Annotated in this window: 22 protein-coding genes; 18 read left to right on the forward strand and 4 right to left on the reverse strand. The window is 64.6% G+C overall.

What is annotated here, in order from left to right; genetic code table 11:
* The 3 genes from xdhB to puuE all read right to left on the reverse strand — a co-directional run bounded on the left by xdhB (position 1) and on the right by puuE (position 4,949).
* Positions 1–2,328, reverse strand: coding sequence for a xanthine dehydrogenase molybdopterin binding subunit (xdhB, locus tag ACFPO9_RS20780; protein WP_379774333.1), 2,328 nt, complete (start codon positions 2,326–2,328; stop codon positions 1–3).
* An 11-nt stretch (positions 2,329–2,339) separates the two neighbouring features.
* A complete protein-coding gene (gene xdhA, locus ACFPO9_RS20785) occupies positions 2,340–3,788 on the reverse strand; it encodes a xanthine dehydrogenase small subunit (RefSeq protein ID WP_379774335.1) in 1,449 nt (482 codons plus the stop codon).
* Between the two features lie 207 nt (positions 3,789–3,995).
* Positions 3,996–4,949: an allantoinase PuuE gene (puuE, locus tag ACFPO9_RS20790; RefSeq protein ID WP_379774338.1), complete on the reverse strand. Its 954-nt coding sequence runs from the start codon at positions 4,947–4,949 to the stop codon at positions 3,996–3,998.
* Between the two features lie 112 nt (positions 4,950–5,061).
* Between puuE and uraH the strand changes: the two genes are divergently transcribed.
* From uraH to ACFPO9_RS20850, 12 genes are all read left to right on the forward strand, one after another.
* Positions 5,062–5,415, forward strand: coding sequence for a hydroxyisourate hydrolase (gene uraH, locus ACFPO9_RS20795; protein WP_379774341.1), 354 nt, complete (start codon positions 5,062–5,064; stop codon positions 5,413–5,415).
* A 57-nt stretch (positions 5,416–5,472) separates the two neighbouring features.
* Entirely contained in the window at positions 5,473–6,030 is a 558-nt protein-coding gene (locus ACFPO9_RS20800; RefSeq protein WP_379774344.1) for an ATP-dependent Clp protease proteolytic subunit, read from the forward strand.
* A 252-nt stretch (positions 6,031–6,282) separates the two neighbouring features.
* A complete protein-coding gene (locus tag ACFPO9_RS20805) occupies positions 6,283–7,527 on the forward strand; it encodes a hypothetical protein (RefSeq protein WP_379774346.1) in 1,245 nt (414 codons plus the stop codon).
* 18 nt (positions 7,528–7,545) lie between these two features.
* Positions 7,546–7,953, forward strand: a complete 408-nt coding sequence (locus ACFPO9_RS20810) for a type 2 periplasmic-binding domain-containing protein (protein WP_379774349.1) — start codon at positions 7,546–7,548, stop codon at positions 7,951–7,953.
* 70 nt (positions 7,954–8,023) lie between these two features.
* Positions 8,024–9,589: a methyl-accepting chemotaxis protein gene (locus ACFPO9_RS20815; protein WP_379774351.1), complete on the forward strand. Its 1,566-nt coding sequence runs from the start codon at positions 8,024–8,026 to the stop codon at positions 9,587–9,589.
* Positions 9,590–9,784: 195 nt separating this feature from the next.
* Positions 9,785–11,083, forward strand: coding sequence for an HlyC/CorC family transporter (locus ACFPO9_RS20820; protein WP_379774354.1), 1,299 nt, complete (start codon positions 9,785–9,787; stop codon positions 11,081–11,083).
* 300 nt (positions 11,084–11,383) lie between these two features.
* Positions 11,384–13,114, forward strand: a complete 1,731-nt coding sequence (gene pilB, locus ACFPO9_RS20825; protein WP_379774357.1) for a type IV-A pilus assembly ATPase PilB — start codon at positions 11,384–11,386, stop codon at positions 13,112–13,114.
* Positions 13,115–13,134: 20 nt separating this feature from the next.
* The gene (locus ACFPO9_RS20830) at positions 13,135–14,370 is read left to right on the forward strand and encodes a type II secretion system F family protein (RefSeq protein WP_379774360.1); all 1,236 of its coding nucleotides are present in this window, start codon (positions 13,135–13,137) and stop codon (positions 14,368–14,370) included.
* A gap of 101 nt (positions 14,371–14,471) precedes the next feature.
* Positions 14,472–14,960, forward strand: a complete 489-nt coding sequence (locus ACFPO9_RS20835; RefSeq protein WP_379774363.1) for a hypothetical protein — start codon at positions 14,472–14,474, stop codon at positions 14,958–14,960.
* A gap of 1 nt (position 14,961) precedes the next feature.
* Positions 14,962–15,483, forward strand: a complete 522-nt coding sequence (locus tag ACFPO9_RS20840; protein WP_379774366.1) for a C39 family peptidase — start codon at positions 14,962–14,964, stop codon at positions 15,481–15,483.
* Between the two features lie 66 nt (positions 15,484–15,549).
* Positions 15,550–16,092, forward strand: coding sequence for a hypothetical protein (locus tag ACFPO9_RS20845; protein ID WP_379774368.1), 543 nt, complete (start codon positions 15,550–15,552; stop codon positions 16,090–16,092).
* 80 nt (positions 16,093–16,172) lie between these two features.
* Positions 16,173–18,137: an acyltransferase family protein gene (locus tag ACFPO9_RS20850; RefSeq protein WP_379774371.1), complete on the forward strand. Its 1,965-nt coding sequence runs from the start codon at positions 16,173–16,175 to the stop codon at positions 18,135–18,137.
* Between the two features lie 6 nt (positions 18,138–18,143).
* Here the strand turns inward: ACFPO9_RS20850 and ACFPO9_RS20855 are convergent, their stop codons facing one another.
* The gene (locus tag ACFPO9_RS20855; RefSeq protein ID WP_379774374.1) at positions 18,144–18,596 is read right to left on the reverse strand and encodes a hypothetical protein; all 453 of its coding nucleotides are present in this window, start codon (positions 18,594–18,596) and stop codon (positions 18,144–18,146) included.
* A gap of 194 nt (positions 18,597–18,790) precedes the next feature.
* On the opposite strand from ACFPO9_RS20855, the gene ACFPO9_RS20860 reads away from it, so the two are divergent.
* From ACFPO9_RS20860 to ACFPO9_RS20885, 6 genes are all read left to right on the forward strand, one after another.
* Positions 18,791–19,663, forward strand: a complete 873-nt coding sequence (locus ACFPO9_RS20860) for a prepilin peptidase (protein ID WP_379774377.1) — start codon at positions 18,791–18,793, stop codon at positions 19,661–19,663.
* Positions 19,664–19,670: 7 nt separating this feature from the next.
* Complete coding sequence (coaE, locus tag ACFPO9_RS20865; RefSeq protein ID WP_379774380.1) at positions 19,671–20,309, forward strand: dephospho-CoA kinase; 639 nt, start codon at positions 19,671–19,673, stop codon at positions 20,307–20,309.
* 73 nt (positions 20,310–20,382) lie between these two features.
* Positions 20,383–21,138 (forward strand): cell division protein ZapD, encoded by a 756-nt coding sequence (gene zapD / locus ACFPO9_RS20870; RefSeq protein WP_379774382.1) that lies wholly within the window; start codon positions 20,383–20,385, stop codon positions 21,136–21,138.
* An 8-nt stretch (positions 21,139–21,146) separates the two neighbouring features.
* Complete coding sequence (gene yacG, locus ACFPO9_RS20875) at positions 21,147–21,326, forward strand: DNA gyrase inhibitor YacG (RefSeq protein ID WP_379774384.1); 180 nt, start codon at positions 21,147–21,149, stop codon at positions 21,324–21,326.
* A gap of 1 nt (position 21,327) precedes the next feature.
* Complete coding sequence (locus ACFPO9_RS20880) at positions 21,328–21,708, forward strand: tautomerase family protein (RefSeq protein WP_379774386.1); 381 nt, start codon at positions 21,328–21,330, stop codon at positions 21,706–21,708.
* Positions 21,709–21,773: 65 nt separating this feature from the next.
* Positions 21,774–22,763, forward strand: coding sequence for an aldo/keto reductase (locus ACFPO9_RS20885; RefSeq protein ID WP_379774389.1), 990 nt, complete (start codon positions 21,774–21,776; stop codon positions 22,761–22,763).
* The last annotated feature ends 87 nt before the right edge of the window (positions 22,764–22,850 follow it).

Below are 22,850 nucleotides of genomic sequence, written 5' to 3' on the forward strand. Positions count from 1 at the left end.
TCAGGCGCCCGCTTCGACCGCGGCGACGGCCTTGAGGATGGCTTCGCAGGTCGCCGGTGCGTTCAAGGGCGGATGGACCTTGTGGCCGCCGACGCTGGAGATGGCGTCGCGGATCGCGAAGAACACCGAGAAGGGCAGCAGCAGCGGCGGCTCGCCCACGGCCTTCGAGCGGTGGATCGAATCCTCGACGTTGCGGTTCTCGAACAGGCGCACGCGGAAGTCTTCCGGGCAGTCGGAGATCGCCGGGATTTTATAAGTGGACGGCGCGTGCGTCATGAGCTTGCCGCCGTCGTTCCACCACAGCTCCTCGGTGGTGAGCCAGCCCATGCCCTGGATGAAGGCGCCTTCGACCTGGCCGATGTCGATGGCCGGGTTCAGCGACTTGCCGGCGTCGTAGAGCGCATCGGCGCGCAGCAGCTTCCATTCGCCGGTGAGGGTATCGACGATCACTTCCGACACCGCGGCGCCGTAGGCGAAATACGAGAAGGGACGGCCGGTCATGGTCTTCGGGTCCCAGGACAGGCCGGGGGTGGCGTAGTAGCCGTCCGACCACAGCTGGGTGCGCGCCAGGTAGGCTTTCGCCACCAGCTCGCCGAAAGGGATCTCGCTGCCGTTGACGAACACGGTATCAAGCGCGAAGCGCACGTCGTCCACCGCGCCGCCGTACTGCTTGACGGCGAAGGCGGCCAGGCGTTCGCGGATCTGGCGCGCCGCATCCTGGGCCGCCTTGCCGTTCAGGTCCGCGCCGGTGGAAGCCGCGGTGGCCGAAGTATTCGCGACCTTGCTGGTATTGGTGGCGGTGATGCGCACCCGGTTCAGGTCCACGCCCAGCTCGTGCGCCACCACCTGCATCACCTTGGTGTTGACGCCCTGCCCCATCTCGGTGCCGCCGTGGTTGACCAGGATGGAGCCGTCCACATACACATGCACCAGCGCGCCGGCCTGGTTCAGGTGGGTGACGTTGAAGGCGATGCCGAACTTGACCGGCGTGAGCGCCAGGCCCTTCTTCAGCACCGGGCTGCTGGCGTTGAAGGCCTCCACGGCGGCGCGGCGCGCGCGGTATTCGCTGCTGGCTTCCAGCTCGTCCACCAGCTCGTGGATCACGTTGTCGACGATGACCTGGCCGTAGGGCGTGACGTTGCGCTCCTGCTTGCCGTAGAAATTCAGCTTGCGCACATCCAGCGCATCGCGGCCCAGGTTGCGCGCGATCTCGTCGAGCACGTACTCCATCGCGATCGCGCCCTGCGGGCCGCCGAAGCCGCGGAAGGCGGTGTTCGACTGGGTGTTGGTCTTGCCGCAGGCGGCGCGGATGTCGACGTCGGACAGGTAATAGGTATTGTCGAAGTGGCAGACGGCGCGGGTGGCGACGGGGCCGGACAGGTCGGCCGAGTAGCCGGCGCGCGAGACCATATCCACTTTCGCCGCGACGATGCGGCCCTCGCCGTCGTAGCCGACTTCGTATTCGTAGTGGAAGCAGTGGCGCTTGCCGGTGACCAGCATGTCGTCGTCGCGGTCGGCGCGCAGCTTGACCGCGCGCCCCGTCAGCCTGGCCGAGATGGCCGCTGCAGCCGCCCACAGCGCCGACTGCGATTCCTTGCCGCCGAAGCCGCCGCCCATGCGCCGGCATTCCACCACCACGTGGTGCGAATGCAGGCCGAGCGCGTGCGCGACCACGTGCTGCATCTCGCTCGGGTGCTGGGTCGAGCACTGCACCAGCATGCCGTCGTTCTCCTGCGGGATGGCGTAGGCGATCTGCCCTTCCAGGTAGAACTGTTCCTGGCCGCCGACATGCAGCTCGCCTTTGACGGTGTGCGGGGCGCGTTCGAAGGCCGCCTGCGCATCGCCGCGGGCCAGGTGCATGGGCGGCAGCACGTAGCTCTGCGCCTTGCGTGCGGCCTGCGGGGTCAGGATGGCCGGGAGTTCTTCATACGTCACGACGCCCTTCCTGGCGGCGCGGCGCGCATTGTCGTGCGTGTCCGCGACCACGATGAAGACCGGCTGGCCCACATACTGCACCAGGCCGTCGGCCAGGATGGGATCGTCGTGGATGATGGGACCGCAATCGTTGGTGCCGGGGATGTCCCGAGCGGTGTAGACGGCGGCCACGCCGCGGCTGGCGCGCACGGCATCCAGGTCGATCGCCACGATCTTCGCGTGTGGCTTGCTGGACAAGCCCAGGGCCGCGTGCAGGGTGCCGCGGACCTCGGCGATATCGTCCGTGTAGTCGGCCTGGCCGAGCACGTGCAGGCGCGCCGATTCGTGGGCCTTCGAGACGCCGACCGCGGTCCACGCCGCCGTCTTGACTTCCGGTGCGCTCATGTCGTTCATGGTCGCTCTCCTTAAGCGAATACGTTGACGGCGTCGGCCGGCAGCGGGTTTTCCAGCCGCGTTTCGAGCCAGAAGCGGCGCAGCAGGTTCTGCGCGCCCTGCAGGCGGTAGCCGTTCGAGGCCCGCATGTCGCTCAGCGGCGCGTAGTCCTGCTGTAACGCCGCCATCGCCTCCTTCATTGCCGCCTCGTCCCAGGCGCGGCCGTTCAATGCGGCTTCGGCCAGCGCCGCGCGCTTGGGTGTCGCGGCCATGCCGCCGAAGGCGATGCGGGCTTCCTTGACGATACCGCCGTCCAGTTCAAGGGCAAACGCGGCGCACACGGCCGAGATGTCCTGGTCGAAGCGCTTCGCCAGTTTATAGGTGCGGAAGGCAAGGTTCGCGCGCGGCAGCGGGATGCGCAGCGCCTGCACGAATTCGCCCGGCTGCAGATCCTTCTGCTGGTAGCCGAGATAAAAGTCTTCCAGCGCCAGTTCGCGTTGGCCGTTCGGCCCGCGCAGCACGATGGCGGCTTTCAAGGCGATCAGCCAGGGCATGGAATCGCCGATCGGCGAACCGTTGGCGACGTTGCCGCCCAGGGTGCCGGCGTTGCGGATGGGGAGCGAGGCGAAACGCTGCCACAGCTCGGCGAGTTCGGGATAACGCGCACAGATGGCGGCATAGGCATCGTTCAGCGTGACGCCCGCGCCGATCTCGAGCATGTCATCTTGTTGACGCACGCTTTTCAGTTCCTCGACGTGGCCGAGCCAGATGATGTCGCCGAGCTCGCGCATCTGCTTGGTGACCCACAGGCCGACGTCGGTCGAGCCGGCCAGCAGCACGGCTTGCGGATGGGCGGCGCGCGCCGCCACCAGTTCGTCGACGGTGCGCGGCGCGTGGAAGGTCTGGCCCTGGGCGATATAGACGGTGCCGGCTTCGTGCTGCAGGCCGCGCAAGGTGGCCGCCAATGCTTCGCGGTCGAAGTCCACGCGCGGCAGTTCCGTCATGCGGCGGGCCGCATCGATGATGGGACGGTAGCCGGTGCAGCGGCACAGGTTGCCGGACAGGGTGTCGTCGATCTCGCGGCGCGAGGGGCAGGCTTCGCTTTTCAGGTACATGCCCCACAGAGACATCGCGAAGCCCGGCGTGCAGAAGCCGCACTGCGAGCCGTGGCATTCGACCAGCGCCTGCTGCACGGGATGCAGCTGGCTGCCCTGCGCCAGGTCTTCGACCGTGAACAGGGCCTTGCCGTCCAGGGTCGGCGTGAACTGGATGCAGGCATTCACCGCCTTCATTTCGAGCTGGCCGTTCTCCAGCGACCCGATCACCACGGTGCAGGCGCCGCAATCGCCCTCGGCACAGCCTTCCTTGGTGCCGGTGCAATGCAGGTCTTCCCGCAGGTGCTGCAGGACGGTCTGCGTGGGGGAGACGTCATTTACTTCCTGAACGGCCCCGCGGTAGAAGAATCGGATCGGTGTTGACATTGTTGCCTCGGATTTAACCCAGCTTGCGAGATTAACACCGGAGGGGGCGCTACATATAACTTCATGATGATTTTAAATATCACCAAAATCGCATAATCCGTCATTCCCGCCAAGGCGGGAATCCAAGTTCGGCATGCGTCACGTCAGCTCAACAAACTTGGGTCCCCGCCTTCGCGGGGACGACGTGCATGCGTTACGAGCGTGGGTTCATTTTACAAAAGGGTGAACCGATTCCCAGTGCCGCGCAATATCGATCCTTCGCGTGATCCACACATGCTGATGCGTCAGCACATAATCCAGGAAGCGCGCCAGCGCCGCCGCCCGCGCCGGCCGGCCGACGATGCGGCAGTGCAAACCGATCGACAGCATCTTCGGCTGGTTCAGCCCGTTCGGATCCCCTTCCGCATACAGCACATCGAAAGCATCCTTCAGATAGTCGAAGAACTGGGTCCCGGAATTAAAACCCTGCATGGCGGCGAAGCGCATGTCGTTCGTATCCAGGGTGTAGGGCACCACCAGGTGCGGCCGCAACGCATGCCAGCCGTTCGCATCCGTGCATTCGACCTCGGTCCAGAACGGCAAATCGTCGCCGTAATGGTCGGCGTCGTAGACGAAGCCGCCATGTTCGGCCACGAGGCGCCGGGTGTTGGGCGAGTCGCGGCCGGTGTACCAGCCCTGCGGCGCTTCGCCGGTGAGTTCGCGGATGATGTCGACCGCTTCCTTCATGTGCGCGCGCTCGGTGGCTTCGTCGACGTTCTGGTAGGAGATCCAGCGCAGCCCGTGGCAGGCGATTTCGTGGCCCAGCTCGCGGAAGGCCGCCACCGCTTCCGGGTTGCGCTTGAGCGCCATCGCCACGCCGAACACCGTCAGCGGCAGCTTGCGCTCCTCGAAGATGCGCAATACCCGCCACAGCCCGGCCCGCGAACCGTATTCGTAGAGCGATTCCATGCTCATGTGGCGCATGGGAAAAGCTTGCGCGCCTATGATTTCGGAGAGAAAAGTCTCCGAATTCGCATCGCCATGCAGCACATTGTTCTCGCCGCCCTCTTCGTAGTTGAGCACGAACTGCAGGGCGACCCGGGCCTGCCCCGGCCATTGCGGGTGGGGAGGCGTGCGGCCGTAGCCGACCAGGTCGCGCGGGTAATTGTCGTAGGTGCTCATGGGGGCTCGCAGGAGGTGAGGTATATCCTCCATCTTATATTGCAAGAAGCACAAAGGTATATCATGGCCCGCATAGCCGATTTCATGCACGCCATATAGGACGAACAAGACCATGGGAAAACTCAGCACCCACGTGCTCGACACCGCGCAGGGCAAGCCGGGCGCCGGCGTGAAGCTGGAACTGTATGCCGTCGAGGGCGGCCAGCGCAGCCTCGTCAAGCAAGAGCTGACCAATAGCGACGGCCGCTGCAACACGCCGCTGCTGGAAGGGGAGCAGCTCAAGGCCGGGCAGTACGAGCTGGTGTTCGCAGCCGGCGATTATTTCGCGGCCCAGGGCGTCGCGCTGCCCTCCCCGCGCTTCATCGACCGCGTCACGATCGCCTTCGGCGTGGCCGACCCGGGCCAGAACTACCACGTGCCGCTGGTGGTCACGCCCTGGTCCTATTCCACCTACCGGGGCAGCTGAACAAGGCGACATCGCAAAACTTGCTATGCTTGAAGCGACTGGAAGGAGAAGCCAAGCATGAGTTTGCACGTCGTCCATTTCATCGGCCCCATCAACGCCACTTCCGCCTGCACGGTGCGCAACCTGTGCCTGCAGGCCCTGCAGAGTGGCGCCACTGAAATCGAACTGCACATGTCGACCGAAGGCGGCAACATGACGGCCGGCTTCGCCCTGTACTACTTCCTCAAGTCCCTGCCTATCCCCCTCACCACCTGGAACGTCGGCAGCGTCGAATCGGTCGGCGTCGCCATCTTCCTGGCCGGCCAAAAGCGCTACGCCTGTCCCGGCACCCGCTTCCTGATCCACCCGCTGCACTGGGGCTTCGGCAACCTGGTGGCGGCGGATCATGCCCGCATCTCGGAATGGCGCGACTGCCTCGACTTCGATGCCGAGCGCTACGCCGGCATATTCGACGAAGCCACGCGCGGCGCCAAATCGCCGCACGACATCCGCGGCTACCTCACCGGCAGCTCCCGCATCTACACGGCCGGCCAGGCCGTCGACGCCGGCATCGTCCACGCCGCCCGCCAGGCCCGCCTGCCGGAAGCCGGCACCACCTCGCACTGGTGGAATTGACGAAATTACCGATAAGATCTTTTTGTTCAATATCTTTTGATTATATAGACATGAGATCGTGTCTGTTTAGCACAACAGTAAACTACCAAAAGTCGTCGTGACAATTGGTGATTATCTATTTTCCTTGCAGCAAGAAATACTGCGTGCTTACAATTGATTACAGGACATACGCGGTGGCCTAATCCTTGCCACCGACTCCTCGCATAACAAGAATCAATCCCATCAGACGTAGGAATTTCGCAGGCTTATCCCATGAATAAACGCATTATCGCGGCAACTTTGCTCGCCTTGCCTCTGGCCGTCTCGACCGCTTACGCCCAGGATAGCGCCGGCGTGCGCATCAGCGGCTTCGGCACCGGCGCCCTGACCTGGACCAACAGCGACCAGGCCGAATTCAGCCGCCCGAACCAGGCGACCGGCGCCAGGAAGAACCTCACCACCGGCATCGATTCCAACCTCGGCCTGCAAGCCGATTACGCCATCAACAGCTGGCTGTCCGTCACCGGCCAGGGCCTGGTGCGCAAGGATGCCGAAGACGACTTCGGCGCCGAACTGTCCTGGGCCTTCGCCAAGGCCAGGATCAATGACGAGCTGAGCGTGCGCGCCGGCCGCATCGGCCTGCCGGTCTTCATGATTTCGGACTACCGCAACGTCGGCTACGCCAACACCTTCCTGCGTCCGCCGGTCGAGCTCTACTCGCAGGTGCCGTTCAACAACATCGACGGCGCCGACGTGACCTGGCAACATGGCTTTGGTGACACCACGGTCACCGCCCAGCTCGCCTACGGCCACAACAAGACCCAGCTGACCAACGCCAACACCATCTCGGGCAATGTGAGTGCCCTGAACCTGGTGGCCGAACACGGCCCGCTGACGCTGCGCCTCGGCCGTGCCGACGGCAAGATGACCGCTCACGCGGCATCGCTGAATACCCTGCTGGCAGGCCTGCGCGGCGCCGGCGCCGGCTACAAGTTCTCGCAGCTGAACCAGCTGGCGAACGACCTGGAGCTGAACAAGAAGAAGGCCTCCTTCACCTCCGCCGGCCTGGGCCTGGACTGGAACAACATCGTGGTCCAGACCGAGTTCGCCAAGCGCAAGGTCGACGGCTACGTCAACGATACCAGTGCCTGGTATGCAATGGCCGGCTACCGCTTCGGCAAGGTCCTGCCCTACTACGTGCACTCGGAGCTGAAGATTGACAGCATCGTCACCAACACCGTCCCGGCAGCCTGCCCGGCCGGCTACCCGGCGGCCTGCACCCCGACCATGGCGGTCCTGCGCGCCGGCGTCAACAGCCTGAAGAACAGCGGCGTCGGCCAGGGCGAACAGAGCACCGACACCATCGGCGTGCGCTGGGACTTCTACCGCTCGGTGGCCCTGAAAGCCCAGATCGACCGCGTCCGTCCGCAGAACGGCAACGGCCTGTTCCTGGCGCCGCAGCCCGGCTTCAAGGGCCCGGTCACCGTCGGCGCGGTCGCCCTCGACTTCGTGTTCTAAGGTTTGGGAAAGACACAGATGAAAGCACTAATCAAAACAAGCATCGCAGCAGCCGCCCTGGCGCTGGCCCTGCCGGCCATGGCCGAAGTGGTCGTCGTCGTCAACCCGAAAGCTCTTGAGTCCAGCATGACCAAGGACCAGGTCGCCGCCTTCTTCCTCGGTAAATCGTCGGCCATGACCCCGGTCGACCAGCCGGAAAGCGCCCCGGTCCGCGCCGAGTTCTACAAGAAGGTGACGGACAAGGACGCCTCCCAGGTCAAGTCCCTGTGGTCCAAGCTGGTCTTCACCGGCAAGGCCACGATGCCGAAGGAAGCCGCGGACAGCGCCGCCGTCAAGAAAGCGGTGGCGAGCGATCCGAAGGCCATCGGCTACATCGAGAAGAGCGCGGTCGACGGCTCCGTCAAGGTGATCTACAGCGCCCAATAAGGCGTCATTTCAGGCCCGCGCCCCGATCTTTTCCGGGCGCGGGTTGTTCATTTTCAGGAGACACGGCAGCATGAGCATCAAACGCAGAATTTGGGCACTACCGGTCATCTCGACCATCATCTTCGGCCTCGGCGTGGCCGTCAGCGCGAGCATCGCGACCGGCGCCCTGAATTCCATCCACACGACCGAAAGCGTCGACTTCCCGGCCCTCGGCGCATCGAAGGCGCTGGCCGCCGAGATCGAAGCGCTCACCAATGGCCTGCGCGACGCCGTCAGCGAAGGCGACAAGGCGCGTGTCCAGCAGATCGGCGAACAGGCCAACAAGGTCCGAGCCCGCCTGGGCGAGATTGGCAAGATTGAAGGCCAGGAAGGCAAGGCCAAACGCCTCAGCAAAGAATTCGAGGACTACTATGCCCCGGCACTGTCCTCCGCCAGGATCATGCTCGAACTCGAGCAGGGCGACGCCCAGGCCACGGTCGGCAAGATGCAGAGCACGCTGGGCGTGCTGAATGCCGACGTCGCCAGGTTCGGCGAAGCGGCCCAGCAGCAGTTCAAGGCCGGCATCGAACGCAGCGCCTCGAAGGTGCGCAGCGTCGTGACCTCCATCGTCATCACCGCGCTGATCGTGATCCTGGCCCTGGCCGTGGTCTCGTGGTTCGTGGTGCGCACCATCTGGCAGCAGCTGGGCGGCGAACCGGCCTATGCGCGCGAGATCGCGCAGGGCGTGGCCGCCGGCGACCTGTCGATGGAAATCCGCACCGAGCAGGGCGACACCGGCAGCCTGCTGGTGGCGCTGAAGGAAATGCGCGCGCGCCTGGCCACCATGGTCGCCGAGATCAAGGCATCAAGCGAGACCATCCTGATGGCCAGCGCCGAAATCGCCAGCGGCAACGCCGACCTGGCCAGCCGCACCGAGTCGCAGGCCTCGAGCCTGGGCAACACGACCCGCGCGATGGAATCCCTCACCGACACCGTGCGCGCCAACGCCGCCAACGCCAACCAGGCGAATGAACTGGTGGTCTCGGCCACCAGCATCGCCACCCGCGGCGGTGATGTGGTGGGCAACGTGGTGCAGACCATGGGCTCGATCAGCGAATCGTCGAAGAAGATCGTGGACATCATTTCGGTCATCGACGGCATCGCCTTCCAGACCAATATCCTGGCGCTGAACGCGGCCGTCGAAGCGGCCCGCGCCGGCGAACAGGGCCGCGGCTTCGCGGTCGTCGCCGGCGAAGTGCGCACCCTGGCCCAGCGCTCGGCCGCCGCCGCCAAGGAGATCAAGGAACTGATCACCGCCTCGGTGTCCAAAGTCACCGCCGGCACCGCGCTGGTCGACGAAGCCGGCGCCACCATGGACCAGATCGTCAACTCGGTGCGCAAGGTGCACGACATCATGGCCGAGATCACCGAAGCCGGCCAGCGCCAGACCCAGGGCATCGAACAGATCGGCCGCGCCATCGACGACATGGACCAGACCACGCAGCAGAACGCGGCGCTGGTCGAGGAAGCCTCGGCGGCGGCGGAGTCGCTGAGCGACCAGACCGTGCAGCTGTCGAATGCGCTGGCGGTGTTCAAGCTGGATAACAGCCCGGTGCTGGAGGCGCCCGTTGCCGAGAAGCGTTTGGCGCTGCGTTAAACCGACTCTATCGTTCCCGCCCCCCGTCGTTCCCGCGCAGGCGGGAACCCAAGTTATGCTTGCGCTAACGTAACGCACGCAAACTTGGGTCCCCGCCTTCGCGGGGACGACGTGTTGTACATACTAGCCAAACTTGCAACCCCCACCCCATACCTTTAGAATCAGCCTTCCCTAGCTGCTTCTTCACGGTCAACCTTGGAAACCGTACCCCTTTGGGCGCTCGTCCTTGCCCTGGCCCTCCTGATTCTCTGTTCGGCCTTTTTCGCGATGGCGGAAACGGCCCTGATGGCGGCGAATAAATACCGCCTGCGCCACCTGGCCAAGCGCGGCCACCGCGGCGCCATCACCACCCTGTGGCTGCTGGAACGCACCGACAAGCTGCTGTCGCTGGTCCTGATCGCCAATACCCTGATCAATGCGATGGCCACCGCCCTGGTCACGGCGATCGCGATCCTGTCCTTCGGCCACGAGGAAAGCGTGATCACGATCGCCACCGCCAGCGTGGCCTTCCTGCTGATCGTGTTCGCCGAGATCGCGCCCAAGGTGATCGGCGCCACCTACCCGGAACGGATCTCGCTGGGCGCCAGCCTGGTGCTGCGGCCGCTGATGAAGCTGGCCAAGCCGGCGATCTGGTTCGTCAACCTGTTCGTCTCCGCCATCCTGCGCCCGCTGGGCATCCGCGCGAATGCCGGCGCCCACCAGCAGCGCCTGTCGGCCGAGGAATTGCGCACCGTCGTGCTGGAAGGCGGCAATTTCATGCCGCAAAAGCACAAGAGCATCCTGCTCAACCTGTTCGACCTGGAAAAGATCTCGGTCGAGGACATCATGACGCCGCGCGCCCAGATCGAAGCCCTGAACCTGGCCCGCCCGATCGAGGAAATCAAGGCCGAGCTGATCACCTGCTACCACCGCAAGCTGCCGGTCTACGAGGAAGAAATCAACCGCATCGTCGGCATCCTGCCGGTGCGCAAGACGGTGGGCCTGCTGAGCCAGTCCGACGAACCGACGGTCGAGGATTTCCGCGCCCTCCTGACCGAGCCCTACTTCATCCCGCAGGACACCGACGTCTTCACCCAGCTCCAGTATTTCCAGGAAAACAAGGAAAGGCTGGGTATCATCGTCGACGAATACGGCGAGGTGCAGGGCCTGGTGACGCTCGAGGACATCATCGAGGAAATGATCGGCGACTACACGACCTCGACCCCGGCCAATGCACGCGCCGACGCCATGGCCTGGAACGCGAAAGGCGAATGCCTGCTGGAAGGCAGCACGCCCCTGCGCGACATCAACAAGAAGCTGGCCCTGGACCTGCCGCTGGACGGCCCGAAGACGGTCAACGGCCTGCTGCTCGAACAGCTGCAGGAGATTCCCGAGTTCCCGATTGCGCTGAAGGTGGGTGGCGTGGTGATTGAAGTGGTGCAGGTGCAGAATCAGTCAATCCGAGTGGTGAAACTGTTAAGGCCGGTTGTTATCAAACGGTGGCTGGCAGCTTGAATCACCGTCGCCCCCGCGCAGGCGGGGGTCCAAGTTTGCTTGAGCTGACGAAACGCATGCAAACTTGGGTTCCCGCCTGGGCGGGAACGACGAGCTGCCGGCATTTCCCCAATTCAGGAGCCCCAATGCCCACCACCACCTGCTTGTCACCTCAGCAATACCATTTCGTCTACGTGGTATGCAAGCCTCTCTCCCGACGCCAATCGCTTTACAAATCTGATGCCTACGGGCATCATCCAAAGCAGCCACCGGGCATGACCGTCCAGCCCGGCTCCTTGTCGCCACTCCGTCCCTGATCCTATGGCAGCAGTCCTCCCCAACACGACCGCAGGCACCGCATTGCCCGGGTTGGCGCGCGCCCTGGTCCAGGCTGGGCGCCTGAGTTTGCCGCAGGCGGACGGCCTGCAGAAGAAGGCGACGGCGGACAAGACCGGCTTCATCGATACCCTGCTGGGCGCCGGCCTCATCGACGCGCGCAGCCTGGCGGTGTTCTGCGCCGAGACCTTCGGCTACCCGCTGCTCGACCTCTCCACCTTCAGCGTCGATTCGCTGCCGGCCAACGCCATCGACGCCCGCCTGATGCAGGGCCAGCGCGTGATCGCCCTGGCCAAGCGCGGCAACAAGCTGTCGGTGGCGCTGTCCGACCCGACCAATTCCCAGGCCCTGGACCAGATCAAGTTCCAGAGCGAAGCCTCGGTCGAGCCGGTGATCGTGCCCCACGACACCCTGCTGGCCTTGCTGGCCACGCTGACCAAGAACGCCGAGCAGAGCATCAACGAACTGGTGGGCGACGAGGGCGAGATCGAATTCGCGGAGGACGAGCCGCAAACGAGCCAGGCCGACGCGGCGGCCGCCACCGAAGTCGAGGACGCGCCCATCGTGCGCTTCCTGAACAAGGTGCTGATGGATGCGATCACGCTGGGCGCGTCCGACATCCACTTCGAGCCCTACGAAAAGCAGTACCGGATCCGCCTGCGCGTGGACGGCGTGCTGCGCGACCACCTGGCGCCGCCGCTGTCGATCCGCGACAAGCTGGTCTCGCGCATCAAGGTGCTGGCCAAGCTCGACATCTCCGAAAAGCGCGTGCCGCAGGACGGTCGCATGCGCCTGGTGCTGTCCGCCACCAAGACCATCGACTTCCGCGTCAGCACCCTGCCGACCCTGTTCGGCGAGAAGACGGTCATGCGTATCCTCGATGCCACCCAAGCGCAGATGGGCATCGACGCGCTGGGCTACGACGCCGACCAGAAAGCGCTGCTGATCGACGCCATCACCCGCCCGTACGGCATGGTGCTGGTGACGGGACCGACCGGCTCCGGCAAGACGGTCTCCCTGTACAGCTGCCTGAATCTGCTGAACAAACCGGGCATCAACATCTCGACCGCGGAAGACCCGGCCGAGATCAACCTGCCCGGCGTGAACCAGGTCAACGTCAACGAGAAGGCGGGCCTGACCTTCCCGGTCGCGCTGAAAGCCTTCCTGCGCCAGGATCCCGACATCATCATGGTCGGCGAGATCCGCGACCTCGAAACCGCGGACATCGCGATCAAGGCCGCCCAGACCGGCCACATGGTGTTCTCGACCCTGCACACGAACGACGCGCCGTCCACGCTGACGCGCCTGATGAACATGGGCGTGGCGCCCTTCAACATCGCTTCGTCCGTCATCCTGATCACCGCCCAGCGCCTGGCGCGCCGCCTGTGCACCTGCAAGCAGCCGCTCGAGGCCGAGCGCGAGGTGCTGAAGGCGGCCGGCTTCCGCGACGCCGACCTCGATGGCGACTGGAAGCCCTACGGCCCGGTGGGCTGCGAGCGCTGCCTCGGCTCGGGCTACAAGGGCCGGGTCGGCATCTACCAGATCATGCCGATTTCGCCGGCGATCGAGGCCCTGATCCTCGCCAACGGCAACGCGATGGAAATCGCCGCGGTAGCGGAAAGCGAAGGCGTGAACTCGCTGCGCCGTTCCGGCCTGATGAAGGTGAAACAGGGGCTGACCAGCCTCGAAGAAGTGCTCGGCTGTACCAACGAATAGTTTTAGAAACGGGACCACACATGGCAACTTCGGCCTCAGCGCGTACCGGCGGCAGCGCCCAGATCAAGGAATTCGTCTATGCCTGGGAAGGCAAGGACAAGACCGGCAAGACCGTGCGCGGCGAGATGCGCGCCGGCGGCGAAACCATCGTCAACGTGACGCTGCGCCGCCAGGGCATCATGGTCACCAAGGTCAAGAAGAAGGCCTACCGCAGCGGCAAGAAGATCGTCGACAAGGACCTGACCCTGTTCACGCGCCAGCTGGCCACCATGATGAAGGCAGGCGTGCCGCTGCTGCAGTCCTTCGACATCGTCGGCAAGGGCCACTCGAACCCGTCGATGTCCAAGCTGATCATGGACCTGCGCGCCGACATCGAGACCGGCACCAGCCTGAACAACGCCTTCCGCAAATACCCGCTCTACTTCGACCCGCTGTTCTGCAACCTGGTGGGCGCCGGCGAGCAGGCCGGTATCCTCGAGGATCTGCTGACGCGCCTGGCCGTCTACAAGGAAAAGACCCTGGCCCTGAAGGCCAAGATCAAGTCGGCCCTGACCTACCCGATCGCGATCCTGGCGATCGCCTTCGTCGTCACCGCCGTGATCATGATCTGGGTCGTGCCGGCATTCAAGGAGGTGTTCAGCAGCTTCGGCGCCGACCTCCCGACCCCGACCCTGGTCGTGATGGCGATGTCGGACTTCGTGGTGAAGTGGTGGTACATCATCTTCGGCTCGCTGTTCGGCGCCATCTACTTCTTCCTCCAGTCCTGGCGCCGCTCGCTCAAGATGCAGCAGACCATGGACCGCCTGATGCTGCGCCTGCCGGTGTTCGGCGAAGTGATCCGCAAGGCGACCATCGCGCGCTGGACCCGCACCCTGGCCACCATGTTCGCGGCCGGCGTGCCGCTGGTCGAAGCCCTCGACTCGGTCGGCGGCGCGGCCGGCAACGCGGTCTACCTGGACGCGACCAGGAAGATCCAGACCGAAGTCAGCACCGGCACCAGCCTCACGGCCGCCATGCAGAATGCCAACGTGTTCCCGAACATGGTCACCCAGATGGTCGCCATCGGCGAAGAATCTGGCGCGCTGGACGGCATGCTGGGCAAGGTGGCGGACTTCTATGAAGAGGAGGTCGACGAGGCGGTGAGTGCGCTGTCTTCGTTGATGGAGCCGATGATCATGGTGATCCTGGGGGTGCTGATTGGTGGTTTGGTGGTGGCGATGTATTTGCCGATCTTCAAGCTGGGGGCGGTGGTGTAAAGCCGAGTGCGGTGGGTCGAGTGCGCATTCGGAACTGTCGCATTCACCCGCCGTCTAACGTTCGTGTGTCTCACTTACCGTCACTTTAACGGGGGGCGAGCATGACGAAAACTAACAACCCTGGCACAGGCTCGATCGCGCCCTTGGCGGAATCAACGGCCACCTCGCACCACGTCTGGGCAACTGCTGCGCGTGAATGCATCGCCGCTGTCCTGTCCTTGCTGATTGTCGGGTTCACCCTCTACTTCATGTGGGCGATGTTCTCCGCCCCTGACGATGTTGCCCCGATGCGATGGCAGCATCAGTCTAGTGTCCTGCAGACAGCGCTTGGGCTGACCGGCGCCGTCATCGGTTACTACTTCGCGCGCATTCCGGCCGAACGCGCGGTTTCGGTGGCGCAGCAGAAAGAGGCCGCCGCCATTTCCTCGGCCGAGCAAGCTGCCGAGTCAAAAGGCCGGATTGTCGGGTCTGTACAAGAAATGCACGACGATTACGCGTCGCCGCACGGCGGTGGCGACGACCACGTCGACGGTGACGCCATGCGTGCCGATATCGCCCAGCGGCTGGCACAAATCCTGAGAAAGGCGTGACATGTTCCCTACTTCAAACCATGGTCCGCCCCTGGCGAAGACACTGCCGTTCGCGATGGAGAAAAGCAGGGAGAAGGACTGGTGCTGGGCGGCGACGGCCGTCAGCGTTTCCCGATACTATAATCCGCAGTCCCCGTGGAACCAGTGCAAGGTGGCGGACGCGTGCTTGTCACTACCCTGCTGTCATCAACCCGCCCCCGCAAACTGCCTTCGAACGTACAGCCTCACCGGGCCATTGCGAAAGACGGCGAACCTGAACCGTTACGGCGCAGGAAGCGCATCGCTTCAGGATGTGGAAACAGAAATCAACAATGGAAGACCGGTCTGCTGCCACGTGAAATGGCGAGGCAAGGGAGGACATTTTGTCGCGATCGTCGGCTATGACCTGCTCGCCCAACAGGTCATCGTCGAGGATCCGAAAGGTAACGTCGCCAGGCTGCCCTACGCGGTTTTTTGCAAATCTTATTCCGTCGGCAGTAACAAAGGGGGCGTCTGGGACTATACCTATTACACGCAACCGTGAGAGATACCGGGAAATGAAGCCATGTCGATACTACAGCAAAGCGGACCCGAAGACGGCAGAGCCGTCATGGAACAGGCCCTGGCTATCCGGGCCCATCCGATAACGGAGCATGCCATGCCGCTGGCAGGCGCGCGGCAAAGCGGTGCACCGGTGCCGGTCTTCTATCTGGAGCCCCAGCAACTGACCGGGCCGGATCCCCTGTCCAGCGCTGTGCAGACGAACTGGGTGTATCCGGTCATGGCTGGCGGCGAACCAGGCCTGGTCGACATTCGACCCGCGGACAACGAGAGCGTCTCGGAATTCGGCGGGATCTACTATGGCTTGCTTGCCCGGCGCGTGGGCGAAAGCGTCCAGCTGGCACAACTGGCGGTTGGCGAGAACAACATGGCTTTTCAGCTGCGCCTGCTCCAGATGCCCGAACTCGATTTTGCCGCGCTCTGGCTGAAAGGCCGAAACGAGGATTATTTCATTTCACTGTTCGAGGGACGGCCTCCGGGAACGGCGACCCTGCAGCTCCAGGGCGACGTGCTGGCGGAGTTGAGAGAGCAGGCTGCGCACCGGTTCGCCAGCGTCGACGAACTCGATCCCGACGGCACACCGACAAATTGACTCGGCGCATACTTGTGCTGCAAGCTTCAGTAGATGAAAATAGGAAATTATTAGTAGGCAAATAATTTCCTGGGTTCATCTTGAGCATTACCACACCGGCCACCTCGCCCGCCGCAGCCGCCACGCGCGCGGCCAGCACCCACATCCCCTACCGTCCGGACATCGACGGCCTGCGCACCGTCGCGGTCCTGGCCGTGGTCCTGTTCCACGCCTTCCCGACCCTGCTGCCGGGCGGCTTCATCGGCGTCGACGTCTTTTTCGTCATTTCCGGCTACCTCATTTCCAGCATCCTGCTGCGCGAACTCCAGCACGGGCGGTTCAGCATCGCCGGCTTTTACGCGCGCCGGGTCAGGCGCATCTTCCCCTCGCTGCTGGCGGTGATGCTGGCCTGCCTCGCCTTCGGCTGGTATGCCCTGTTCCCCGACGAATACGCCCAGCTGGGCAAGCACGTGGGCGGCGGCGCCAGCTTCGCCGCCAACTTCTTCTACTGGGCCCAGGTCGGCTACTTCGACACCAGCGCCGACACCAAGCCCCTGCTGCATCTGTGGTCGCTGGGGATCGAGGAGCAGTTCTACATCGTGTGGCCGGCCGTGCTGGCGCTGGCCTGGCGCCGGCGCGCCAACCTGCTGCTGGTGACGGCGCTGCTGGCCCTGCTGTCCTTCGCGTTGAACGCGGCCGGCATCGCCCACCACGCCACCGCCACCTTCTATTCGCCGCTCGGCCGCGCCTGGGAACTGCTGGGCGGCGTGCTGCTGGCCTGCGCGGCCCACGGCCGGCCGGTCCCGGCACGCACCGGCGGCAAGGCGAACCTCGCCGCCGGCGCCGCGATGCTGCTGCTGGCCGCTGGCCTGGCCTTCACCACGCCGGAACGCTTCCCCGGCTGGCGCGCGCTCACGCCGGTTGTCGCGGCGATGCTCCTGATCGGCGCCGGCCCTGGCGCCTGGTTCAACCGGGTGGTGCTGGGCAACCGGCTCATGGTGTCGATTGGCCTGATCAGCTACCCGCTCTACCTGTGGCACTGGCCGCTGCTGTCCTTCGCGCAGATCGTCGAAGGCCACCTGCCGGCACCGCGCATCCGCGTGTTTGCCGTGCTGGCGGCGGTGGTGCTGGCCTGGCTGTCTTACCAGGTGCTGGAGCGTCCGCTGCGCCGCATGCGAGGGCGCCGCGCGCGCCTGCAGGTGGTGCTGCTGTGCGTGCTGATGGCTGCTACCTGCCTGGCCGGCGGCTGGCTGTACCAGAACGAAGGGCTGCCGCAACGCGCGCCGATCCGGGACAACCTCGCCAACCAGAAGGCCCTCATCATTGTCGAGGACAAGGCCAACGCCGCCGCCTGCAAGCTGCGCTACGGCTTCGCTTCCGACTACGAGTACTGCCTGATCGCCTGGCCGGACCGCGACCCGAGCGTGGTGCTGCTCGGCGACAGCCACGCCTTCCACGTCGTGGCCGGCCTGACGGACTACTACAAGGGCAAGGGCGAGAACCTGCTCTTCCTCGGCACCCGCCATCCCTACTGGGGCCTGCCGGGGCGCGACGATCCCTACCAGAAGGCGACCCAGCCGATGCTGGAGCTGGCCCTGAACACGCCTTCGGTGAAGACGGTCGTGTTCTCGACCCACCTGAAGCTCAACACCGGCGCCGACGCCAAAATCTATGTCGATGCCGCGCGCGAGACCTACCGCCGCTTCCTGGCCGCCGGCAAGCGCGTGATCGTGATGGAAGACGTGCCGATTCTTCCCTTCGATCCGCGCACCTGCATCAAGCGCGCCGGCGTCGCCTCCTCCGCCACCACCACGCCCTGCGCCATCCCGCGCGCCGCCTGGGACAAGGAGATCGCCGAGCACGAGGTAGTGCGCAAGCAGTTCGAGCGCGAATTCCCGAAGGTCGAATGGTTCCGCGCCTCCGACGCGCTGTGCGACGAGCGCGCATGCCGCGCGATGGTCGACGGCCGCCTGATGTACCGCGATAACAACCATCTGAGCTACGACGGCGATTTGCGCGTGGGCGAGTACTTCAGGCGCTGGGCCCGGCAGCAGCGCCTGCCTTGACCTGGGCTAGGTAGCGGGGATCTCGTAAAAGCACATGTCCCCGTCCTGGCGATCGATTTCCTTGCCGACCTGCTGAAGTGCCGTGCGCGCAGCCCCATTACTCTTTGGGCAGGTGACGATGAATGACGCCATCCCGTGCCGCCAGGCCAGGCTTTTCAGGGCCTTGATGCAATCCTTGCTATGCCCTTTGTCGCGGTATGCGGCGTCCACATGCCCGCCGGCGTTGCCGATCTCCCCAACCTGATCGGGATCGCCTGGCGCGAAGTGGTATTGCCCCACCACCGCGCCGTCGTCGGCAAGAAGCTTGAAGACATACAGGGGAAGCTTGCGTACCGGATCGTATTGGTAGGATTCAAGGTCGAGCCGGGTTCGGCCGTGCTGCAAATCGCCCACCTTGTCGAAGAGCCCGTGCGCGACAGGTGCGCCTGCTAGTTGTTCAAGAAACTGACTGGTCGTCATGCCGATCTCCTCTGAACGTGCCCGCCTGGACGGGCGTTTTCGCGTGCTGGGTTCAGGATGCGCCATTTGGCATCGAATGTCGCGCCGACCGCTTATCGTGCAGGCAAACCGGCATTTTCGCCACACTCCCCCCACCTGAACTCGTTAATTCCACCTACAATCATTTACCTTAAGAAACTACCACTTGCCGCGCCATGCACCCGGACACCCTCTTATTCGCCGCCGCCGCCAGCCTGATTCCCGCCATCGCCGCCGCCATCTTCGGCCTCCTGATCGGCAGCTTCCTGAACGTGGTGGTGCACCGCCTGCCGATCATGCGCCAGCGCGAAATCGACAACTACATCGCGGACAAGGACGGCAAGCCCTTGCCCCACCCGGACCGCTACAACCTGATGGTGCCGCGTTCCGCCTGTCCGCATTGCGGCCACCAGATCACGGCGCTGGAAAACATCCCCATCGTCAGCTGGCTGGCCCTGCGCGGCAAGTGCAGCGCGTGCAAGGCGCCGATCTCGGGCCGCTACCCGATCGTCGAAGCGGTCAGCGGCATCCTGTCCGGCCTGCTGATCTGGCATTTCGGCAGCGGCTGGGCCGGGCTGGCGACGCTGGTCTTCACTTATCTCCTGATCGCGATGACCCTGATCGACGTCGACCACAAGGAACTGCCGGACGACCTCACCTACCCGCTGCTGTGGCTGGGCCTGCTGATCAACCTGGACGGCAACTTCGTGCCGCTGCGCGAAGCGGTGATCGGCGCCGCCGCCGGCTACCTGTTCCTGTGGGCCGTCGCGCGCACCTATGAACTGGTGCGCGGGCAGATCGGCATGGGCGACGGCGACTTCAAGCTGCTGGCCGCCCTCGGCGCCTGGTTCGGCTGGAAGATGCTGCCGACTATCATCATCCTGTCCTCCTTCGTCGGCGCCGCCATCGGCATCACCATGATCGTGATCGGCCGCACCAAAAAGGGCCAGCACATCCCCTTCGGCCCCTACCTGGCCGGCGCTGGTATGATCGCCCTCTTCTACGGCCCGGAACTGACCCGCCTGGCGATCGGCATCGCCCAGCCTTAGGTTCTTAATGGATAAACAGATCTTCAGCGTCGGCCTGACCGGCGGCATCGGCTGCGGCAAGACCACGGTGGCCGACCTGTTCGCCGCGCGCGGCGCCTCGGTCATCGACACCGACCAGATCGCCCACGCGCTCACCGCGCCGGGCGGCGCCGCCATGCCGGCCCTGGTCGAAGAATTCGGCGCGGACTATGCCACGCCGGACGGCGCGATGGACCGCGCGAAGATGCGCGCCCTGGTGTTTGCCGACCCCGGCGCGCGCACCCGCCTCGAAGCCATCCTGCACCCGAAGATCCGCGAAGCGACGGTGGCGGCGGCCTTGATCGCTACCGGTCCCTACGTCATGTTCGTGGTGCCGCTGCTGATCGAATCCGGCACCTGGCGCGAACGGGTGGCGCGGGTGCTGGCCATCGACTGTCCGGAAGAAGTGCAGGTCGCGCGCGTGATGGCAAGGAATGGCCTGCCGGAGACGCAAGTCCGCGCCATCATGGCGGCCCAGGTCACGCGCGCCCAGCGCCAGGCCGCGGCGGACGATCTCATCCTCAACGACGACGGCCTCGACGCCCTGCTGCCCCAGGTGGAACGCCTGCACGCCTTTTATCTTGACGAAGCGGCAAGATTAACGAGCCTGCCGAACGAGCGTTTGTAATTTTGCCCACGATGGTTCAGAATCACGTGGTCGCTCGACCGGGCCGTCGAACTATGCCGAGAGGAATGCCACTTTGATCGTCTACGAATACCCATTCAACGAGCGGATTCGCACGTTGTTGCGGCTCGAGGACCTGTACGAGAAATTCAAGTTCTTTGTAAACCAGGAGCATCCTCTGCAGCACCACGTCGCCCTCGCGACGATCTTCGACATGCTGGAAGTGGCAGGCCGCGCAGACCTCAAGTCCGACTTGCTGCAGGAACTCGAACGCCAGAAGCAAAGCCTCCTTAGCTACCGCAGCAATCCCGCCGTCGCCGCCGAGGCGCTCGACGCCGTGCTGGCCGAGCTCGACCTGGTGAGCAACGCCCTCGTCAACGCCCAGGGCAAGACCGGCCAGAACGTGCGTGACAACGAATGGCTGATGAGCATCCGCGGCCGTACCGTGATGCCGGGCGGCGCCTGCGAATTCGACCTGCCCTCCTACTACGCCTGGCAGCAGCGTCCCGCCGACCAGCGCCATGCGGACATCTCGGCCTGGTTCGCGCCGCTGGCGCCGCTGTTCGACGCCCTTTCGCTGGTGCTGCGCCTGCTGCGCGACTCCGGCGGCCCGGTCAAGATGATTGCGGCGGCCGGAAGCTACCAGCAGATGCTGCAGGGGAAGGTGTATCAAATGCTGCGCCTGGCGATCGACGGGAACCTGGGCGCGATTCCGGAAATCTCCGCCAACAAATACATGCTGTGGGTGCGCTTCACGAGCCAGGGCGGGGACCTGAAACCCAAGCCGCTCGAAGACGATGTACCATTCGAGCTCACCCTCTGTAACTTCTGAAATCTGACATGACCGTCGTCGCCTGCCCCACCTGCGGCAAGAAAGTCGAATGGACGCCCGCGAACAAGTTCCGGCCATTCTGCTCCGAACGCTGCAAGCAAATCGACCTTGGCGCCTGGGCCGAGGAAAAGTACACGATCCCGGGCGCCACGCCCACCGATGCCCAGGACGATCCGCTGGCCGAATGATATGCCGCTCGTCACTCTTACCGTCCGCAAGCCGAAGCCTGCCGAGTTCAAGGGCAAGGTGCTCGATGCCGTGCACGCCTCCCTGGTCTCGACCGGGGTGCCCGAGACCGACAAGTTCCAGCGCGTGCTGGAGCTCGATGCCGACGACTTCCGCTTCGATTCTTCCTATCCCGACGTGGCCGGGGCCCGGACCGACGACTTCGTGCTGATCGAGATCCTGTGGTCGGTTGGCCGCAGCGTGAAGGTCAAGAAGAAGCTGCTGGGCGAGCTGATGGAGCGCCTGCGCGCGGCCGGCCTGGATCCGGAAAACGTGATGGTGGTGTTCAAGGAGACCGCCTGGGAGAACTGGGCGTTCGCGGGCGGCCGGCTGATTCACACCTGACGTCGCCGCCAGCGCCGAAGTGAGCGGACTGCTATAGTCGCCGTTCACCTTCTCGGGAGCGCGCGATGCAGAAACGACGATTAGGCAGCCTCGAAGTCTCCGCCCTCGGCCTGGGCTGCATGGGCATGACCCACGCCTACGGCCAGGCGCCGGACAGGCAGGCGATGATTTCGCTGATGCGCAGCGCCGTCGAGCGCGGCGTTTCTTTCTTCGACACGGCCGAAGTCTACGGCCCTTTCAATAACGAGGAACTGGTCGGCGAGGCGCTGGCGCCGCTGCGCGACCAGGTCGTGATCGCCACCAAGTTCGGCTTCGCCCCCGATCCGAACGGCGGCGCGCGCTGGAGCGGCCTGGACAGCCGCCCGGAACACATCCGCGCCGTCACCGAAGCCTCGCTCAAGCGCCTCAAAACGGACAGCATCGACCTGCTCTACCAGCACCGCGTCGACCCGAACGTGCCGATCGAGGACGTGGCCGGCGCCGTCGGCGAACTGATCAGGGAAGGCAAGGTGAAGCACTTCGGCCTGTCCGAAGCCGGCGCCGACACGATCCGCCGCGCCCACGCGGTGCAGCCCGTCACCGCGCTGCAGAGCGAATACTCGCTGTGGACGCGCGAACCGGAACAGGAAATCCTGCCGCTGCTGGAAGAACTCGGCATCGGCTTCGTGCCCTTCAGCCCGCTCGGGCGCGGCTTCCTGACCGGGAAGATGGACGAGACCACGCAGTTCGACAGCAATGACTTCCGCAACAGCCTGCCCCGCTTCACGGCCGAGGCGCGCAAGGCCAACCAGGCGCTGGTCGATCTGCTGGGCCGGGTCGCGCAACAGAAAGGGGCAACGCCTGCCCAGGTGGCGCTGGCCTGGCTGCTGGCCCAAAAACCGTGGATCGTGCCGATTCCGGGCACGACCAAGCTGAACCGGCTGGACGAAAACCTCGCTGCGGTTTCTCTTGCCCTGACGCCGGAAGACCTGGCGGAGATCGACCGGGCGGCATCGAAGATCACGGTGCACGGCGCCCGCTACCCCGAACATCTGGCGCGCCAGGCGAAAGGCTAAACAGAGTCGGCATTGAGTGAAATCAAGACTGCACTATGCCTTGCGATTATTCTGGTTTCCCCTAAGCAACTACCTGGAGAGGCCAAT

Origin of the sequence: Massilia aerilata (assembly GCF_042656905.1) — a bacterium.
Classification (GTDB): domain Bacteria; phylum Pseudomonadota; class Gammaproteobacteria; order Burkholderiales; family Burkholderiaceae_D; genus Telluria; species Telluria aerilata.

What these genes read in the sequence shown, in the direction of transcription:
- xdhB (WP_379774333.1), bottom strand. Translation starts at nt 2,328, where the DNA reads ATGAACGACATGAGCGCACCGGAAGTCAAGACGGCGGCGTGGACCGCG.
- xdhA (WP_379774335.1), bottom strand. Translation starts at nt 3,788, where the DNA reads ATGTCAACACCGATCCGATTCTTCTACCGCGGGGCCGTTCAGGAAGTA.
- puuE (WP_379774338.1), bottom strand. Translation starts at nt 4,949, where the DNA reads ATGAGCACCTACGACAATTACCCGCGCGACCTGGTCGGCTACGGCCGC.
- uraH (WP_379774341.1), top strand. Translation starts at nt 5,062, where the DNA reads ATGGGAAAACTCAGCACCCACGTGCTCGACACCGCGCAGGGCAAGCCG.
- ACFPO9_RS20800 (WP_379774344.1), top strand. Translation starts at nt 5,473, where the DNA reads ATGAGTTTGCACGTCGTCCATTTCATCGGCCCCATCAACGCCACTTCC.
- ACFPO9_RS20805 (WP_379774346.1), top strand. Translation starts at nt 6,283, where the DNA reads ATGAATAAACGCATTATCGCGGCAACTTTGCTCGCCTTGCCTCTGGCC.
- ACFPO9_RS20810 (WP_379774349.1), top strand. Translation starts at nt 7,546, where the DNA reads ATGAAAGCACTAATCAAAACAAGCATCGCAGCAGCCGCCCTGGCGCTG.
- ACFPO9_RS20815 (WP_379774351.1), top strand. Translation starts at nt 8,024, where the DNA reads ATGAGCATCAAACGCAGAATTTGGGCACTACCGGTCATCTCGACCATC.
- pilB (WP_379774357.1), top strand. Translation starts at nt 11,384, where the DNA reads ATGGCAGCAGTCCTCCCCAACACGACCGCAGGCACCGCATTGCCCGGG.
- ACFPO9_RS20830 (WP_379774360.1), top strand. Translation starts at nt 13,135, where the DNA reads ATGGCAACTTCGGCCTCAGCGCGTACCGGCGGCAGCGCCCAGATCAAG.
- ACFPO9_RS20835 (WP_379774363.1), top strand. Translation starts at nt 14,472, where the DNA reads ATGACGAAAACTAACAACCCTGGCACAGGCTCGATCGCGCCCTTGGCG.
- ACFPO9_RS20840 (WP_379774366.1), top strand. Translation starts at nt 14,962, where the DNA reads ATGTTCCCTACTTCAAACCATGGTCCGCCCCTGGCGAAGACACTGCCG.
- ACFPO9_RS20845 (WP_379774368.1), top strand. Translation starts at nt 15,550, where the DNA reads ATGGAACAGGCCCTGGCTATCCGGGCCCATCCGATAACGGAGCATGCC.
- ACFPO9_RS20855 (WP_379774374.1), bottom strand. Translation starts at nt 18,596, where the DNA reads ATGACGACCAGTCAGTTTCTTGAACAACTAGCAGGCGCACCTGTCGCG.
- ACFPO9_RS20860 (WP_379774377.1), top strand. Translation starts at nt 18,791, where the DNA reads ATGCACCCGGACACCCTCTTATTCGCCGCCGCCGCCAGCCTGATTCCC.
- coaE (WP_379774380.1), top strand. Translation starts at nt 19,671, where the DNA reads ATGGATAAACAGATCTTCAGCGTCGGCCTGACCGGCGGCATCGGCTGC.
- yacG (WP_379774384.1), top strand. Translation starts at nt 21,147, where the DNA reads ATGACCGTCGTCGCCTGCCCCACCTGCGGCAAGAAAGTCGAATGGACG.
- ACFPO9_RS20880 (WP_379774386.1), top strand. Translation starts at nt 21,328, where the DNA reads ATGCCGCTCGTCACTCTTACCGTCCGCAAGCCGAAGCCTGCCGAGTTC.
- ACFPO9_RS20885 (WP_379774389.1), top strand. Translation starts at nt 21,774, where the DNA reads ATGCAGAAACGACGATTAGGCAGCCTCGAAGTCTCCGCCCTCGGCCTG.